This window comes from Pseudoxanthomonas sp. (genome assembly GCF_002863005.1).
GTDB lineage: Bacteria > Pseudomonadota > Gammaproteobacteria > Xanthomonadales > Xanthomonadaceae > Pseudoxanthomonas_A.
Map to the genome: position 1 here is coordinate 51,917 of NZ_PKDG01000015.1, position 16,643 is coordinate 68,559.

The 16,643-nt window shown below is 61.5% G+C and carries 11 protein-coding genes; 7 read left to right on the forward strand and 4 right to left on the reverse strand.

Going from position 1 to position 16,643, the window contains the following annotated elements; all coding sequences use genetic code 11:
- Positions 1 to 15 precede the first annotated feature (15 nt).
- From CYU89_RS05285 to CYU89_RS05295, 3 genes are all read left to right on the forward strand, one after another.
- The gene (locus CYU89_RS05285) at positions 16 to 1,947 is read left to right on the forward strand and encodes a site-specific DNA-methyltransferase (protein ID WP_296279185.1); all 1,932 of its coding nucleotides are present in this window, start codon (positions 16 to 18) and stop codon (positions 1,945 to 1,947) included.
- Between the two features lie 10 nt (positions 1,948 to 1,957).
- Positions 1,958 to 3,616, forward strand: a complete 1,659-nt coding sequence (locus CYU89_RS05290; protein ID WP_296279186.1) for an RNA-binding domain-containing protein — start codon at positions 1,958 to 1,960, stop codon at positions 3,614 to 3,616.
- 97 nt (positions 3,617 to 3,713) lie between these two features.
- On the forward strand, positions 3,714 to 6,815 hold the full coding sequence (locus tag CYU89_RS05295; RefSeq protein ID WP_296279187.1) for a DEAD/DEAH box helicase family protein: 3,102 nt from the start codon (positions 3,714 to 3,716) through the stop codon (positions 6,813 to 6,815).
- An 80-nt stretch (positions 6,816 to 6,895) separates the two neighbouring features.
- Here CYU89_RS05295 and CYU89_RS05300 read toward each other — a convergent pair whose 3' ends face one another.
- The 4 genes from CYU89_RS05300 to CYU89_RS05315 all read right to left on the reverse strand — a co-directional run bounded on the left by CYU89_RS05300 (position 6,896) and on the right by CYU89_RS05315 (position 10,402).
- Positions 6,896 to 7,831 (reverse strand): sugar kinase, encoded by a 936-nt coding sequence (locus CYU89_RS05300; RefSeq protein WP_296279188.1) that lies wholly within the window; start codon positions 7,829 to 7,831, stop codon positions 6,896 to 6,898.
- Positions 7,832 to 7,834: 3 nt separating this feature from the next.
- Positions 7,835 to 8,866, reverse strand: a complete 1,032-nt coding sequence (locus CYU89_RS05305) for an SPFH domain-containing protein (protein ID WP_271250823.1) — start codon at positions 8,864 to 8,866, stop codon at positions 7,835 to 7,837.
- 90 nt (positions 8,867 to 8,956) lie between these two features.
- Positions 8,957 to 9,988, reverse strand: a complete 1,032-nt coding sequence (locus tag CYU89_RS05310) for a bifunctional nicotinamide-nucleotide adenylyltransferase/Nudix hydroxylase (protein ID WP_296279189.1) — start codon at positions 9,986 to 9,988, stop codon at positions 8,957 to 8,959.
- A gap of 87 nt (positions 9,989 to 10,075) precedes the next feature.
- Positions 10,076 to 10,402, reverse strand: a complete 327-nt coding sequence (locus tag CYU89_RS05315) for a BPSL0761 family protein (RefSeq protein ID WP_343125243.1) — start codon at positions 10,400 to 10,402, stop codon at positions 10,076 to 10,078.
- A gap of 461 nt (positions 10,403 to 10,863) precedes the next feature.
- On the opposite strand from CYU89_RS05315, the gene CYU89_RS05320 reads away from it, so the two are divergent.
- The 4 genes from CYU89_RS05320 to CYU89_RS05335 all read left to right on the forward strand — a co-directional run bounded on the left by CYU89_RS05320 (position 10,864) and on the right by CYU89_RS05335 (position 16,593).
- Positions 10,864 to 12,017 (forward strand): IS3 family transposase gene (locus CYU89_RS05320; protein WP_296279190.1). Its coding sequence is split into 2 segments (ribosomal slippage): positions 10,864 to 11,104 and positions 11,104 to 12,017, totalling 1,155 coding nucleotides; the frame shifts between segments, so codons are not numbered across the junction.
- Positions 12,018 to 12,159: 142 nt separating this feature from the next.
- Positions 12,160 to 12,411 carry a hypothetical protein gene (locus CYU89_RS05325; protein ID WP_296279191.1) on the forward strand — a complete coding sequence of 84 codons (252 nt, stop codon included), beginning with the start codon at positions 12,160 to 12,162 and terminating at the stop codon, positions 12,409 to 12,411.
- A gap of 94 nt (positions 12,412 to 12,505) precedes the next feature.
- Positions 12,506 to 13,477, forward strand: coding sequence for a transglutaminase family protein (locus CYU89_RS05330; protein ID WP_296279192.1), 972 nt, complete (start codon positions 12,506 to 12,508; stop codon positions 13,475 to 13,477).
- Positions 13,478 to 13,803: 326 nt separating this feature from the next.
- On the forward strand, positions 13,804 to 16,593 hold the full coding sequence (locus CYU89_RS05335; protein WP_296279193.1) for a PAS domain-containing protein: 2,790 nt from the start codon (positions 13,804 to 13,806) through the stop codon (positions 16,591 to 16,593).
- Positions 16,594 to 16,643 lie beyond the last annotated feature (50 nt).

The window sequence follows — 16,643 nt, forward strand, 5'->3', positions numbered from 1 at the left end:
TTTCAAGTGAACATCATGGACAAACTGAAAATGCACTCCCCCAATCTGACCGATGCCAACCTGGCGTGCTTGCGCGAGCTGTTTCCGGGCTGCGTGACGGAGGCTACGGGCGAGGACGGCAGCGTGAAGCTGGCGGTGGATTTCGACCAGTTGCGGCAGGAGTTGTCGGCTTCGTTGGTGGAGGGGCCGCAAGAGCGTTATCACCTGAACTGGCCGGGCAAGCGCGAGGCGCTGCTGACGGCGAATGCACCGATTGCCAAGACCTTGCGACCTGTGCGCGAGGAGAGCGTTGACTTCGATTCGACGCAGAACCTCTTCATCGAAGGCGACAATCTGGATGCTTTGAAGCTGCTACAGGAAACCTACCTTGGCAAGGTGAAGATGATCTATATCGACCCGCCGTATAACACGGGCAACGATTTCATCTACGAAGACGACTTCGCTGAGAACGCCGCTGAGTACCTGAGCCGCTCAAATCAGGTAGACGACGAAGGCAATCGTCTGATTGCGAACACAACGTCCAACGGACGCTTCCATTCCGACTGGCTGAGCATGATGTATCCACGCCTTCGGCTTGCTCGCAATCTGCTTTCCGATGACGGAGCTTTGTTCATTTCCATTGACGACAATGAGGCTTCAAACCTAATTGCGGTTTGCTCTGAGGTTTTCGGTGCCGAGAATTTCGTTGCCCAGCTTGCTGTTCAGCTCAATCCGCGCGGCAGGCATCTGGATAGGTTCGTTGCAAAGACACATGAAAGTATCTTGATCTTCGTAAAGGATGGCCTGAATTCTGACGCAATCAACGGCCTAGAAAAGGAAGGCCGCATGGTGGACGAATACAAAAGGAAGGACAAACAAGGGCAGTATCGCCCGCTCGGCCTACGCAATCGAAATCAAGCCTTTAACCCAACTACACGGCCGAAGCTCTACTACCCTCTTTATGTAAACCCCGCCGACGGCTCCGTATCCTTGGCTAGAGACGCGAACTACGCCGTTGAGATCTGGCCAGACGCCCCCGACGGCACCAAGACGTGCTGGACATGGGGAACAGACAAAGTAAGGAAGGAAGGCGACATCTTGTTTGCGGAGCAAACAGGGCAAGAGTGGCGTATCTATCGCAAAGACTATCTCTTGGGCAAGGACGGGGAAGTGGCCAAGACACTAGCCAAGTCTCTATGGACTGACAAGGAAATTACCAATGACTATGGGCGTAAGACAGTCAGGGATTTGTTTGGATCCGCGATTATGGATTTTCCGAAATCGACACAGCTGCTCGAAAAGATTATCCAAATGGGTGCTAGAAATGACTCTTTGATCCTTGATTTTTTTGCTGGATCCAGCTCGACCGCCGATGCACTTCTTCGCCTCAACTCCGTAGATAGCGGCAACCGTCGCTTCATCATGATGCAGCTACCGGAGCCATGCGCGACCGATTCCGAGGCATTCAAAGCTGGCTACGAGACCATCGCTGAATTGAGCAAGGAGCGGATCCGTCGTACCGGCAATAAGCTCAGAGGTGACGACAGTCAGGTCGACGTTGGCTTTCGTGTGATGAAGATCGACACCTCCAACATGGCTGACGTGCACTACACCCCTGATCAGATCACCCAAGGCGATCTGCTCGACACCGTCGATAACATCAAGCCCGACCGCGTCCCGGAAGACCTTTTGTTCCAGGTAATGCTGGACTGGGGCGTTGATCTCGCCCTGCCCATCGAGAAGAAGGTCATCCAGGGCAAGGACGTGTATTTCGTGGATACCGACGCGCTGGCCGCCTGCTTCGACAAGACCGGCGGCATCGATGATGCCTTCGCCAAGGAGCTTGCCACTTTCAAGCCGTTGCGCGCCGTATTCCGCGATGCAGGCTTCAAGGGCGACGATGTGAAGATCAATATAGAGCAGATCTTCAAGTTGCTCTCGCCTGGCACCGAAGTGAAGTGCCTGTAAAGGTGACACGATGGAACAAGCGGAATTGAGCCCATTGTTGAGCGGCCTGATCGCCACCTGGGAAAACGAGGTGGTAGAGTTCAAGCAGGCCGGCAACGATTACAGCACCGACGACATCGGCAAGTACTTCTCCGCGCTCGCCAACGAGGCTAACCTTCGCGGGGCCGAGTCCGGCTGGCTGGTGTTCGGCGTGAACAACAAAGTCCGCGCCGTGGTGGGCACCGATTACCGCCCACAGGAGGAGCGCCTGCAATCGCTGAAGATGCAGATTGCGGAGAACGCCGAGCCGCGTATCACCTTCCGCGACATCCACGAACTGCATCACGCGGATGGACGCGTGTTGCTGTTCCAGATCCCCGCCGCCCCGCGCGGTATCCCGATCGCCTGGAAAGGTCACTATTTCGCCCGCGCCGGGGAAAGCCTGACCTCGCTGGGCTTGGACAAGCAGGACGAAATCCGCCGCCAGACCCTGGCCATGGACTGGACGGCCCAGGTCGTGACCGCGGCCACGCTGGACGATCTGGATGACACCGCCGTGCGCAAGGCACGCGAGTCGTTCGCCAAGAAGTACGCCAACCGCATCACCCTTGAGGAGGTGATGGGGTGGCCGCTGCCAACCTTTCTTGACCGCGCCCGACTCACCCAGGGCGGACAGATCACCCGCGCCACCCTGCTGTTGCTCGGCAATGCCGAATCCGCCTACCGGCTTTCGCCGCACCCGGCGCAGATGACCTGGAGCCTGGAAGGCCCGGAACGCGCCTACGAGCACTTCGGCCTGCCTTTTCTGCTCAAGACCACCGAGCTCTATCAGCGCGTCCGCAACATCCAGTTGCGCATCCTGCCGCAGAACGAGCTGGTTCCCGTGGAAGTGCCGAAGTACGACCAGAGAATCGTCCTTGAAGCCCTGCACAACTGCATCGCCCACCAGGACTACACCCGCAATGGCCGCGTGGTGGTCACCGAGCAGCCGGACAGGCTGATCTTCACCAATGAAGGCGGCTTCTATGACGGCCAGCCGGACGAGTACATCCAAGGCACCAAGATCCCACGCCGTTACCGCAATCCGTTCCTCGCCCAGGCAATGGCCGAGTTGAACATGATCGACACGATGGGCTACGGCATCCGTGACATGTATGCCGGGCAGGCGCGCCGCTACTTCCCGATGCCGGACTACGACCTGAGCGAGCCCAACGCGGTGAAGATGACGATCTACGGCGGCGTGGTGGACATTGCCTACAGCCGGCTACTGATCCAGAAGACCGATCTGCCGCTGGCCGACGTACTGGCCTTGGACCGCGTGCAGAAGAAGCTGCCGCTTCCGGACGAGGCCGCCGCCCGCTTGCGCAAGGCCGGGCTAATCGAGGGCCGCAAGCCGAATTACTTCGTTTCCGCCACTGTGGCGGCAGCCACGTCTAGCGTGGCCGACTACCTGCGCACGCGGGGACAGGATGACGCCTTCTACGCCAAGCTGATCACGGACTATCTGGAAGTGAAGGGCGAGGCGAGCCGAGCAGAGATCAACAAGCTGCTGCTGGGCAAGCTCAGTGACGCCCTGACAGAGGAGCAAAAGGACAACAAGGTCGCCAACCTACTGACCAAACTGCGCCGCGCAGGGCGAATTCAGAACACCGGCAGCCGCGGGCAGCCAGTCTGGAAGCTTGCAGAATGAATGCAGAAAGCAACGCTCATTTTGTACTTATAAATCAATGTGTTAAATCTTTCTGCACCCCGATGCAAAAAGAAGCAGAAAGAGGCCCCGGACAGCCATGAAGCTCAAATTCAAAACCCAGGCCTACCAGACCGCCGCCGTGCAGGCGGTGGTGGATTGCTTCAAGGGCCAGCCGCCGGCCAGCCCCGAGGCGATCAGCTATCGGATCGATCCCGGCAAGCAGGCCAAGGGCCAGACCATCGGCAGCACCGTCGCCAGCGATGCCGGCTTCCGCAATGCCGATCTGTTCCTCAGCGAAAAGCAGCTTCTGGACAACATCCAGATGGTGCAGCGCGGCCAGAACCTGCCGATATCCGACAAACTGGTGAAGACCAAGGTGGCCGACATCAATCTCGATGTCGAGATGGAAACAGGTACGGGCAAGACCTATTGCTACATCAAGACCATCTTCGAGTTGAATAGGCAGTACGGCTGGAGCAAGTTCATCATCGTGGTGCCATCGATCGCCATCCGCGAGGGCGTGGCCAAGTCGCTGCAAATCACGGCCGATCACCTGCTGGAGTCGTACCAGAAGAAGGCACGGTTCTTCATCTACAACTCCAAGCAGCTTCACAAGCTGGAAAGCTTTTCGTCCGATGCCGGCATCAACGTGATGGTCATCAACGTGCAGGCGTTCAATGCTAAGGGCGCGGACGCAAGGCGCATTTATGGCACGCCGAGGACGCTTCCCAACGGCAAGACCGAAATGGTCGGACTGGACGATTTCCAGTCACGAAAACCAATCGACGTTATCAACGCCAATCGCCCGATCCTGATCCTGGACGAGCCACAGAAGATGGAGGGTGCGAAGACGCTGGATTCGCTTGCCGACTTCAAACCACTAGCGGTGCTGCGCTACTCGGCCACGCACAAGACAACGCACAACAAGATCCACCGCCTGGATGCGCTGGACGCCTACAACCAGAAGCTGGTAAAGAAGATCGCCGTACGCGGCGTCACGATGAAGGGGTTAGCCGGCACCAACGCCTACCTGTACCTGCAATCGATCCACATCTCGCCCAAGAAGCCGCCAGAAGCACGCGTCGAGTTCGAGCAGAAGCTCAAAGGTGGCGGTATCAAGCGCATCGTGCGAAAGCTGAAGAAGGGCGACAACCTGTTCGACTGTTCCGAAGGCCTCGACCAGTACCGTGAGGGTTATGTCGTCTCGGACATCAATGCGGTCACCGATACCCTCAGCTTCACCAATGGCGTGGAGCTGACCACTGGCGATGCCACTGGTGACGTGAACGAAGCCGCCCTGCGCCGCATCCAGATCCGAGAGACCATCAAGGCGCACTTCGACAAGGAACAGGCCTTGTTTCAGCAAGGAATCAAGGTTCTGTCGCTGTTCTTCATCGACGAAGTCGTGAAGTACCGCGATTACACCCAGCAGGACGAGAAGGGCGAGTACGCCCACATCTTCGAGGACGAGTACAACCTCTACCTCAACGAGGTTCTGGAACTGGAAGAAACACCTTGGACGAAGTACCTGAAGTCCATCGCGGTGGAAAAGACCCACAGTGGCTACTTCTCCATCGACAAGAAGAGCAAGCGCCTGATCGACCCGGACGAAGAAAAGCGCGGCGAGAACGCCGGCATGTCCAATGACGCCGATGCCTACGACCTGATCCTGAAGGACAAGGAACGTTTGCTGTCCTTCGACACCCCGGTGCGCTTCATCTTTTCCCACTCGGCCCTGCGCGAGGGCTGGGACAATCCCAACGTGTTTGTCATCTGTACCCTCAAGCACAGCGACAACACAATCTCACGCCGCCAGGAAGTCGGCCGCGGCTTGCGCCTGTCCGTAAACCAGCAAGGCGAGCGCATGGATGGCGGCAACGTCCACGACATCAATGTGCTCACCGTGGTGGCAAGCGAGAGCTACAAGGAATTTGTGACTGCATTGCAGGCAGACATCAGTGCCTCGCTGTCCACACGCCCCAGGATCGCAGACAAGACCTATTTCATTGGCAAGGTACTGAAGGCGCCGAGCGGCGACGTAACGGTCACCGCCGACATGGCGACCGACATCGAGTTCTACCTCATCCAGAACGGCTACGTTGACAAGAAGCGCAACATCACCGAGAAGTATCACGAGGCGAAGAAGGAGGGCGCTCTCGTTGAATTGCCGGAAGAGCTTCTGCCGCATGCCGAGCAGGTATTTCAGCTGATCGACAGCGTGTTTACGGAAGGCCAGATTCCCACGCCGGAGAATGGGCGCAACCTGAAGCAGCTATCGCCCAACCAGAACTTCGAGAAGCAGGAGTTCAAGGCGCTCTGGCAGCGCATCAATCGCAAAGCAGCCTATAGCGTGCACTTCAACGGCGACGAGCTGGTTCGCAAAGCCGTGGACATAATCAACCACAAGGACGAAGGCCTGCGGGTCACGCCCTTGCAGTACGTCATCCAGGCGGGCGAACAGGAAGACGAAATCACCTACGACAAGCTGGACGATGGAAAGAGCTTCCGCATCTCCGAGAACAAGACGGAGAACCACCGCAGTTCAATTCACTCAGCCGTGCCCTACGACCTGATCGGCAAGATCGCAGAGGGTACGCAGCTCACCCGTCGCACGGTAGCGGAGATCATCAAAGGGATGAACGTGGCGGTATTCGCCCAGTTCAGGACCAACCCGGAGAGCTTCATCGCCGAGGCTGTTCGTCTTATCAACGAGCAAAAGGCCGCGGTGATCGTCGAACACCTCGCCTACGACCCGGTGGATGACAGCTACGACTTGGACATCTTCACTGCCGGGCAGACAAAGCAGGACTTGAGCAAGGCCGGCGACAAGCTCCAGCACCACATCTACGACTACGTCCTGACCGACTCCAATATTGAGCGTCAATTCGTCAAGGAGCTGGACGCTAGCACCGACGTGGTGGTCTATGCCAAGTTGCCGAAGGGATTCTTCATCCCCACCCCAGTCGGCAACTACAACCCCGACTGGGCGATCAGCTTCAAGGAAGGGCAGGTCAAGCATATCTATTTCGTCGCCGAGACCAAGGGATCCATGTCCTCAATGGACCTGCGGGAGATCGAGAAGACCAAGATCACATGCGCTCGTAAGTTCTTTGCAGACATGAACGAGCGGCTTGCCCCGAGCAATGTTCGGTACGACGTCGTGGACAGTTTTGGAAAGATGATGGAAGTGGTGAAATAGAGAACTATGCGTCCGTCGAGTGGTTTGAATTGCCCCATCGGGGGGGTGCGGTGTCATCTAGACCGAGCTTACTAACTTCGTCATTGAATTAGATTTCCGCTCTTTGAGCTGACTCCAATATCAGCTCGAATGCCGGAGTTGAACTCAAGGAAGTCACTCTCGACGCCATCACTAAAGATCACCCCATAGTCTGGCATCGCTGATGTCAGCTGCAGCGATGTCCCTCTTTCGATTCGCCCGAACACGAGTTCTGCTTGCGAGCTACGGCTCGGAAACGGCTCTCGAACAGTGAAGTACAAGTGGTTCGATTCCCAAGGGAACCCGGCGTGCTGGAGGAGCTTGAGCTCCTCCGAGCTGGCAGGTCCGGCCATTGCCAGGGCGCCGGTCAGAAGGCTGCGGAACCAACCGGTCGAACCCATGCCGGTGGAGACGATGATGCCGCTGGATGAGTGGGCTTCCCGCCGGCCGTCCATCTCTATCGTGTAACGCGCGGACACGTGCGATCGCGGACCGATGAACAGGTCATTGACCGCGTGCAGCTCCTGGCCATCACTGAGTCTGACGCGCGCCATGGTGACGGAGCGGGTAGGTCGCTTGCCTGATTGCGCTTCCGGGATCAGCGCCTTCAGGTCCTGAACCTTGAACGGAAGAAGCACGCCGTCCCAACGTTGGGGTTCGGGATTCACCCCGATGACGGGTTGGCCGTTGAGGTACTTCAGCGTGTTGGCCACCAGGCCGTCCTGCCCAATCACCACGACCAGGCAGTCCGGCGGGAACAGGAAGTTCGGTACCAGGCCGCGTTCCAACCGCTGGACGCGGCCATACAGGCGGAGCGTGGACTCTGCCGACTCCACGGCGCGGTGGTAGACGGCATGTTCGGTTTCGTAGTCGGAGAAGTCGGCACCCAAGTGTTCGACATAGAACTTGGCTTGCTCGACGGTGTTCAGTCGAGCAACCAGATCCTCAAGCCGTGTGCGCCGCGTCACCAGGATGATCCGGTTCTGCAGGGCGTCCATGGCTTACTTCCTCGCAGTGTGGGCTGCCGGGTGGGTGAGCTGCTGCAACAGGTCTGGCGAGATGTTCAGCTCGCCAATCTTGCCGGCGTTCTGAGCCAGTTCTTGGAAGGCCGCCGCGATGATCGTGCCGGGCTCGGCACTTCCCAGCGCCAACGCCTGCAGCACCTTCGGATCGACGGCGCTGACCGTCTTGACCAAGGCGCCCATCGCATAGGCTTTGGCATCGGCCTCGCGGCGGGCATTGGCGGCGCGTAGTTCGGTGAGCGTCTCGTTCTCCTTCTCGTGCGAGATCTGGCCCTGCATCTCCTGGGCCTGGATCTGCTGGCGCTTGTCCAGCAGGGCACGTTCGGCTTCCATCTGGGTTTCCCGAATCTGCCGCTTCTTGGCTTCCACGGCGATCTCGGTGTTGAGCTCGTTCTCCTTGACTGCGCGCTCCTGCTCGATCGCAGCATTGCGACGGACATACAAAGCATCGTCAGCGTCCTTGAGGATCTGTTCCCGGACGGTAGCTTCCAGCGCTCGCGCCGTATCTGGCGTCGGCTTGATGGCCAGAACGGCCAAGCTGACCAATTCCAGGCCCAGGCTGGGCAGCCCATCGGGTTGGCGCAGGCCGTCGCGCACGGCTTGTACCAGCCCCTCGGACTCGCGCAGCAGTGCCTGCAGGTTCTGGCCTTGCAGGGCGGCGCGCAGCTGGACCTGGACGGCATTGACCACACGCTGGGGCAGCTTGCCCGGATCCTCCGATACGTACTCGTTGCCGTTGGCCTTGAGCGTGAAGTTCATCAGCGATGCCAACAGCTTCGGATCGGCCACGCGGTAGGTGACCTGCCCTTGGACCGTGACCTCCTGAAAGTCCGCACTGACCTCGCGGAACATGAAGGGCACGTCCACGCTTTCCATGGGAATGGAGACCAGCGAGGCACTGGGGGCAAAGTAGAAGAAGGCTAGGCCCGTGCCTTCGCGGACCGGCTGACCGTTGCGGTACTGGATCAGGTAGGTGGTGGGGCTGACCTTGGCGTAGCGGATACCAAACATGATGTGCTCCTCGGAAGGTCCTTCCAGGGGTGACGGATCCGGTCTTTCCGGTTCCGGCGCGGAGGGTCGCGACCGCGCAACGCGTGTTGCCTAGAGCGTGCCGATGAAGCGCTCGATGATGTAGAAGTGGTCTTCGTAGATCTGCGACTCCATGGCTCGCAATTCTGATAGCGGGAACCAGCGAGCCTTAGCCGCGTCGTCTCCACCCTTTACGGGGGGGAGTTCGCCTGCCTGGAACTCGAAATGGAATGCGTGGGTGATCGTGCGGCCGCGCAACGAGCGCTCGGGATGGTCGAAGGCTTCCTGGGCGCGGAGCGATCCCCGCAAGACCGGTGCCGGCAGCTTCAGCCGGGTCTCTTCGCGAAGTTCACGTATGACGGCATCGAGCAGACGCTCGTCGCCTCGTACGAAGCCTCCGGGAAGTGCCCATTGCCCCTTGCCCGGCTGGGCGCCGCGCTCGACCAGTAACACATGGCCGGAATGGACGACGACGCCGTCGACCGTCACGAAGGTGGGGGGATAGGGAGAAGACTCCCAGCCTTGGCGGTAGCGCTCTACGAAGCGTCGCTCTTCTACCAGGCTGCGATACGCCGGTGTCTCTCGGAAGCTGGTCAGTAGATCGGCGACGGCCGTAGGGATGTGGGCGCGGATCATGGCCATGCCTTCGGCCGAGTCCTCCAGGAAGCTGTCGAGCAGTTCGCCGGCCCGTGGGCCGTCGACAAAGGGGGCTTCCTCGCGGGGCCACTGCGGAAAGGCGCGCAGGTAGTCCACACCTGCGTTCTCTGGGCCGCCGATCAGACCAATGCGCTGGGATCCCGAACCGTCGGCACCTAGGGCATCCCGGGCAGCCGACTGGACGGCAGCGATCCAGGCGTTCTCGTTATAGAGGTGATCCCGAAGCGGACGGACCAGAATGCGGGCCGACTCGGTCGGCAGCGCGGAGCGGATCATCTGCTCGCGCTCGGCGGCGGTCCATGGGTGGCGGCTGTTCCGGGCGCGTCCAGCGGACCCTATCAGGACGATGGCGCGATCAGCGCGCTCAAGCGCGCGGCGGAGCAAGGCGATATGGCCGTTGTGCAACGGCGCGAACTGTCCTATCAGGACCAGGCTATCAAGACGCATGAGGCTCCCTCATGGCAGTGGCTGTGTCGGTCTTTCCGGCACAGGTAAAGCCTACGCCTGCCAATCCAGGTCTTCAAGGGGAGGGTGTCAATCCTCTCCGGGCCATCTGAGCCTTGTGGAGTGCCGTAAAGGAGTGAAGTCCCGATCGGCTTCTTCAAGCAGGGCGTTCTCTGGTGACGCCATCCCAATGCTAAGAACCGAATCGCGTAGGGACCCGACTATCCAGGCGACGTCCTCGATCGTTGGGAAATGCCTGGCAATCGTCACGGCCCTTCGCCGAAGAGACAGCGGAAGGGACTGGTCTTGGGCGATGTCGATAAGGAAGCTTCCCGCCCAAAGCAAAGCCCTGGTTCTCTCGTCTGGCATGGTCATGACTGATCCCCGTTCTGGACTGCTCCGAAGACAATCTCTCATCCTTGTCGCGCAAGCTGAGACTGCTAAACGCCAACCGGTTGGGCAGTGATTGCCGAACACGCCGGACACTCCCGCGACCCATTCTGGGCAGCGGCGCCAAAAGAACTGGTCACAGGGACCCGCCTTTGGAGCATCTTCCAGTTAGTGGACCGCATCCGATGCAAAACGCATAGCTGGGCAGGCTTCAAGCCACTTCATCACTGAAGTCATGTGGCTATGGTAGGAGTTGATGTCAGCTTCCGGTCTATTCCGTTGAAAAACTCGGTGGTTCCGGAAATGCCTCGGCGAATGAGCCACGAGAGCAGGATATACACAGGATCAGAGCTACAAGCCGTACTGAAACCCAGCAGCTTTCGACTTGGTTGGAAGCAGTAAAGAGTTTTTCAACAGAATAGACCTGGGTTCTACCCCGCTAACACGGACACTTCAGTTAAGCCCCATGATGGGGCAGGAGGAGTGTCATGCAGCAGAGAAAGCGTTACAGCGAGGAGTTCAAGCGTGAGGCTGTCGGCCTAGCCCGCTTGCCAGGCGCGAACGTATCGCAGATCGCCCGGGACTTGGGCATCCGTGCTAACCAGATCCACCGATGGCGCCGTGATCTTGAGACAGGCGGCAAGAAGGCGTTCCCGGGTAATGGCGTGGCCCGCGATCAGGAGTTGCTCGCGCTCAAGCTCGAACTGGCGCGGGTGAAGAAGGAGCGGGATTTTTTGCGCGATGCGGCGGCGTTCTTCGCCAAGGAATCGTCTTGAGGTACGAGGCGATCCGACGCCACCGCGACCAGTACCCGATCCGCCTCATGTGTCGTTGCCTGAAGGTCTCGCCCAGCGGTTTCCATGGCTGGGCGTCGCGTTCGCCCAGTGCCCGCGATCAGGACAATGCCCGGTTGCTTGTGAAGATCCGCGAGCATCATGTGGCCAGCGACGGCGTGTTGGGCGCACCGCGCATGCACGAAGTGCTGGGCTACGAGGGCGAGACAGCCAGCCTCAACCGGATCGCCAGGTTGATGGCCGGTGCCGACCTGTCGGGCGTGCCGCAGAAGCGGCGCTGGCGGCACAAGCGCTCGGGCGTGCGCCCGACCTTCGTGCGTAACCATCTGGCCCGCGACTTCACCGCCAACGAGCCCAACACCAAGTGGGTCGTGGACATCACCTACATCCGCACAGGGGAAGGCTGGCTATACCTGTGCGCCGTGCTGGATCTGTACTCCGGCAAGGTCGTCGGCTGGTCGATGGCACCGGTGCAGGATCGGCACTTGGTGCTCAAGGCGGTGATGATGGCGAGCTGGCAGCGATCGGATCGCAACTCGGTGATCCTGCACTCCGACCGCGGTACGCAGTTCACCAGTGCTGAGTACCAGCAGTTCCTGAAGGACCACCACATCATCAGCAGCATGAGCGAGGTGGGTCACTGTGGGGACAACGCGGCGGCTGAAGGCTTCTTCGGCAAGCTCAAGCGCGAACGGGTTCACCGCCGGCGCTACCTGACCTTGGCAGAGGCCAGGAGCGATGTGTTCGACTACATCGAGCGGTTCCACAATCCGCTCATCCAGCGAAGGCTCGACGCCAAGGATCAGGCCTTTAGACTCTTAACCCAACAGTCCGTGGAGACGGGGTAGAACCCCTATGCATTGGCTTGCCAGGCTAACCTAGTGACCCTAAGATCGAGCTTTCTCAAGGGGATAGCCCACTACATGATGGGCTGTGGATAAGCCACATAGCCGGGCCTAGTGTTCGGCCACTAGGTAGTTGAAGGTCACTATGGAAGGTAACTCGGAATACTTGGAAGAACTGGTGCGCCTCACGGCTAAGATCGGCAGCCTTCAATTGGCGCGAGCCAAGATTGTGGCAGCGTTAGACTCCTCTTATCAGACCAATCTCTTGAGTATTCTCAAGCCGCTTGATGAGACTATTCAGCTTTTGGACAAGCAGGCGGATGCTGCTGAGTCAGCTGCAAAGCTTTCCACGGCTTTGCAAATGCCATATACGGGCCGCAAGCGACCTCGGCTGTGACGGGTGGCCAAACTTGCCCGGACTGCACCGGCCAAACTATCTTGGATCGCGCACCTTGTCGTGCCTCGCATGCCGAAGCAGGGCTTCGCCTCTGGTGGGTCGTGACGACCGTCGTGACAGCGAACTTCCTTCGCGGGAAGGCGTCGACGTCGACAACCCGGTACGCGTGCGCAGTCCGGGTACGGTGTGCGGCAGCGTCGGCGAGATCCGGGCCGGCCGTGTTTGCAGTGAATCCCTTTCCCTTGGATCGAACATGCGCCTGCTGGCCGGATGCGAATTGACCGTCGAATGCCTCGAAGACTGCGCGGTGGTCGCGATGCTGCGGCCGCGCAGCGGCGAGTCGCAGTGGTTGGTCAGCGAATCCTATTCCTTCGATCCCCATGTTCGGCCGACGGAGTACGTCGATGTGTTCGGCAATCTGTGCCAGCGCTTCGTGGTGCCGCGCGGGCGCATGCGGATACGCGCGGAGCTCGAGGTCGAGACCGAGCGGGACATCGCCATCGCGCCTTGGGTGGCGCCGACACCTGCGGCACGGCTGCCCGATCACGCGCTGCAATACCTGCTGCCGAGCCGCTACTGCCCGAGCGATCGTGCGTTCGAGCAGGCGCAGGCCATTGTGGACGCAGCGGACCCGCGCAACGGCCAGGTCGGGGCCATCGTGGAATGGATCCGCACCCATATCGCCTACCGGTACGGGGTCAGCGATGCCACCACGGATGCGCTCGGCACGCTCGAGGCGGGTGCCGGCGTCTGCCGCGACTACGCGCATGTCGGGATCACCTTGTGCAGGAGCCTGCGAATTCCGGCCCGCATGGTGGTGGGCTATCTGCATGGCCTGGAGCCCATGGACCTGCACGCGTGGTTCGAGGCGTTCCTGGATGGCCGTTGGTACACGTTCGACCCGACCCAGTCCGCCCCCCGCGGTGGCCGGATCGTGGTCGCGCACGGGCGCGACGCCGCCGACGTGGCGTTCCTGACGAACTACGGTTGGCTGCAGACCGTGGACATGCAGGTGTGGGTGGGTGAGCGGATGGGCGAGGCGCCTGCTTCGTCGTCGAGCGGATAGCGTTCGGTCGCCGTCCACCTGCTTCCGCGGAGTGGTAGGGCTTCTGGTCTCTGATGCACGCGCGCTGTCGACCGATCGCCGCAACCGTGTGTCGGTGCCGCGCTTCCCATGACTCCTGGCGTCGCGTTGACCATGCCTGCACATGCGATCGGACAGCATGCGCGCTCGCCGCGGCCGCTGCGGAACGCCGGAGGCGCATGCTGTGATGTTTCGCCGTGCCGGGCGGCACCCGCGCCGGCTCGTATAGACTGCGCCGAGGCTGCGGGACGCTCGGTCCCGTCCCGGGTTCGCCCACCGTTTGCCGGTCCGTCCCGAGGAACCCTCCGATGCCGCATCGATCCCCCGATCTTTCTCTGGACACCCTGGACAGCGAGCGCGTCCGCGTTGCGTTGGCCGCAGGCGCCATCATCGGAACCTGGTTCTGGGACGTGCAGTCCGACACCGTGACGGTGGATCCGGCCCTGGAGCGCAGCTTCGGCCTGGAACCGTCGGGAGACCGATGGAAGCTGCACGACCTGATCCAGTCCGTCCATCCCGAGGATCAGGGCGGCCTGGAAGCCGCCATCGGCGACGCGATGGCTCGGGGCGGCCAGTACCTGCACCGGTATCGGACCCGCGGTGGCGAGGAGGGGTGGCGGTGGGTGGAGGCGCGGGGCTGGGTGGATCTCGACGCGCACGGCGCCGCCGTCCGCTTCCCCGGCGTGCTGATCGACATCAGCGAGGCGCGCCGCGTCGAGGACGCGCGCGACCGCGCGGAGAGCCTGCTCAACACGTTCGTGGAGGCGGTGCCGGGCGTCGTCTACGCCAAGGACAGGCAGGGTCGATTGCTGATCGGCAACCGCGGCACGACCGAGCTGATCGGCAGGCCGCCCGAAGAGTACCTGGGCCGCACGGATGCCGAACTGCTGGATGACCCGGCGCAGGCCGCCGCGATCATGGCGGCGGACGCGCGCATCATGGCCTCCGGCAGGATCGAGCAGCTGGAAGAGGAAGTGAGCTACCCCGACGGCCGGCGCGCGTTCTGGCTGTCGACCAAGGCGCCGTTGCGGGACGCGCAAGGCGAGATCGTCGGCCTGATCGGTGCCTCGCTCGACATCACCGACCGGAAGGCGGTCGAAGCCAGCCATCGGGAGATCGAGGAGCGCTACCGCCTTGCCGCGCTTGCCACCAGCGACGCCATCTGGGACTGGCGGATGGTGGACGGGCATGTGATCTGGAACGAAGCGCTGGCGACGCTGTTCGGCCACGATCGGCTGGAGAGCAGTGCGCAATGGTGGCTGGACAACATCCATCCCGACGATCGCGAGCGGGTCAGCGAGGGCATCCATGCGGTGATCGATCACGGCGGCGATGCATGGACGGATGAGTACCGGTTCCGTCGGGCCGATGGCGGGTACGCCGACATTCTCGACCGCGGCACGGTGCTGCGCGGATCCGCCGGCGAGCCGGTACGCATGATCGGCGCGATGCTGGATCTCAGCGCCCGCAAGGCCGCCCAGGCCGCGCTCGCGGAGAGCGAAGAGCGGCTTCGCCTTGCCACCGAGGCATCCGACATCGGCTTCTGGGATGTGGACCTGGTCAACGACCTGCTCATCTGGCCGCCGCGGACGAAGGCCATGTTCGGCATTTCGCCGCACGTGCCTTGTTCGCTGGAGGACTTCTACGCAGGCCTGCATCCGGAAGACCTGGAACGGACCAGCGTGGCCTTCGCCGCCGCGGCCGATCCCGCGCAGCGGGCGCTCTACGACGTCGAGTACCGCACGGTCGGCAAGGAGGACGGGGTGACGCGCTGGGTGGCCGCGAAGGGCCGGGGCCTGTTCGATGGCGACCGTTGCACGCGGGTGGTGGGCGTGGCGATCGACGTCACGGGCCGCAAAGCCGCCGAAACGCAACTCAGGGAACTCAACGAACGACTCGAGAGCCGCGTCGCCGAGGAAGTGGCCGAGCGCACGCGCGTGGAGGATGCCCTGCGCCAGAGCCAGAAGATGGAGGCGGTGGGCCAGCTGACCGGCGGCATCGCCCACGACTTCAACAACATGCTGGCGGCGATCATCGGCCCGCTCGATCTGCTTGCCGGCCGGCTCGATCCGGAGGATGCGCGTGCCAGGCGCTACGTGGACATCGCGATGGAAGCGGCGCGTCGTGCGGCCCAGCTGACCCAGCGGTTGCTCGCGTTCTCGCGTCAGCAGCCCCTGCAACCCGAGTCGCTGGACGCGAACAAGCTGGTGGCCGGCATGTCGGATCTGCTGACCCATTCGCTGGGGGGCGACGTGCAGCTGGAAACCGTGCTCGCCGGCGGTCTCTGGCGAACCCACGCCGATCCCAACCAGCTGGAAAACGTGATCCTCAATCTCGCCGTGAATGCGCGCGACGCGATGCCGGAAGGCGGCCGCGTCACGGTGGAGACCGCCAACTGCTACCTCGACCATGGGTACGTGGAAGCGAACCCCGGTATCGCGCCGGGTCAGTACGTGCTGGTCGCGGTATCCGATACGGGCGGCGGCATGCCGGCCGACGTCATCGCGAAGGCCTTCGATCCATTCTTCACGACCAAGGAGGTGGGGCGTGGCACCGGTCTGGGCCTGTCCCAGGTCTATGGCTTCGTGAAGCAGTCCGGCGGACACGTGAAGATCTATTCGGAAGTCGGCAGCGGCACCACCGTCAAGGTGTACCTGCCGCGCCAGCTCGGCGCGCATGCGGTGACAGAGAGCGTGCCGAGCGCGCACCCGATGCCCCGCGGCGAGTTGCAGGAGGTCATCCTGGTCGTGGAGGACGAACCGGCGGTACGGCAGTTCTCCGTCGATGCGTTGACCGAGCTGGGGTACCGCGTCTTCTCCGCAGACAGCGCCGCGGCGGCACTGCGCATCCTCGAAGCGGAGCCGTCCATCAGCCTCCTGTTCACCGACGTGGTGATGCCGGAGACCAACGGACGCAAACTGGCGAACGAAGCCTGCAGGCGCTGGCCGCACCTGAAGGTCCTCTTCACCACCGGCTACAGCCGCAACGCCGTCGTCCACAACGGCGTGCTGGACCCCGGCGTCAACCTGATCGGAAAGCCCTTCACGCTGCAGGAGCTCGCGGCACGCGTGCGCGAGGTACTGGAGAAGCCGGCCTAGGGATCCACCAGGCGGCGTGGTCGCAGGAGCTCGCGACCGCCACGCGCGCG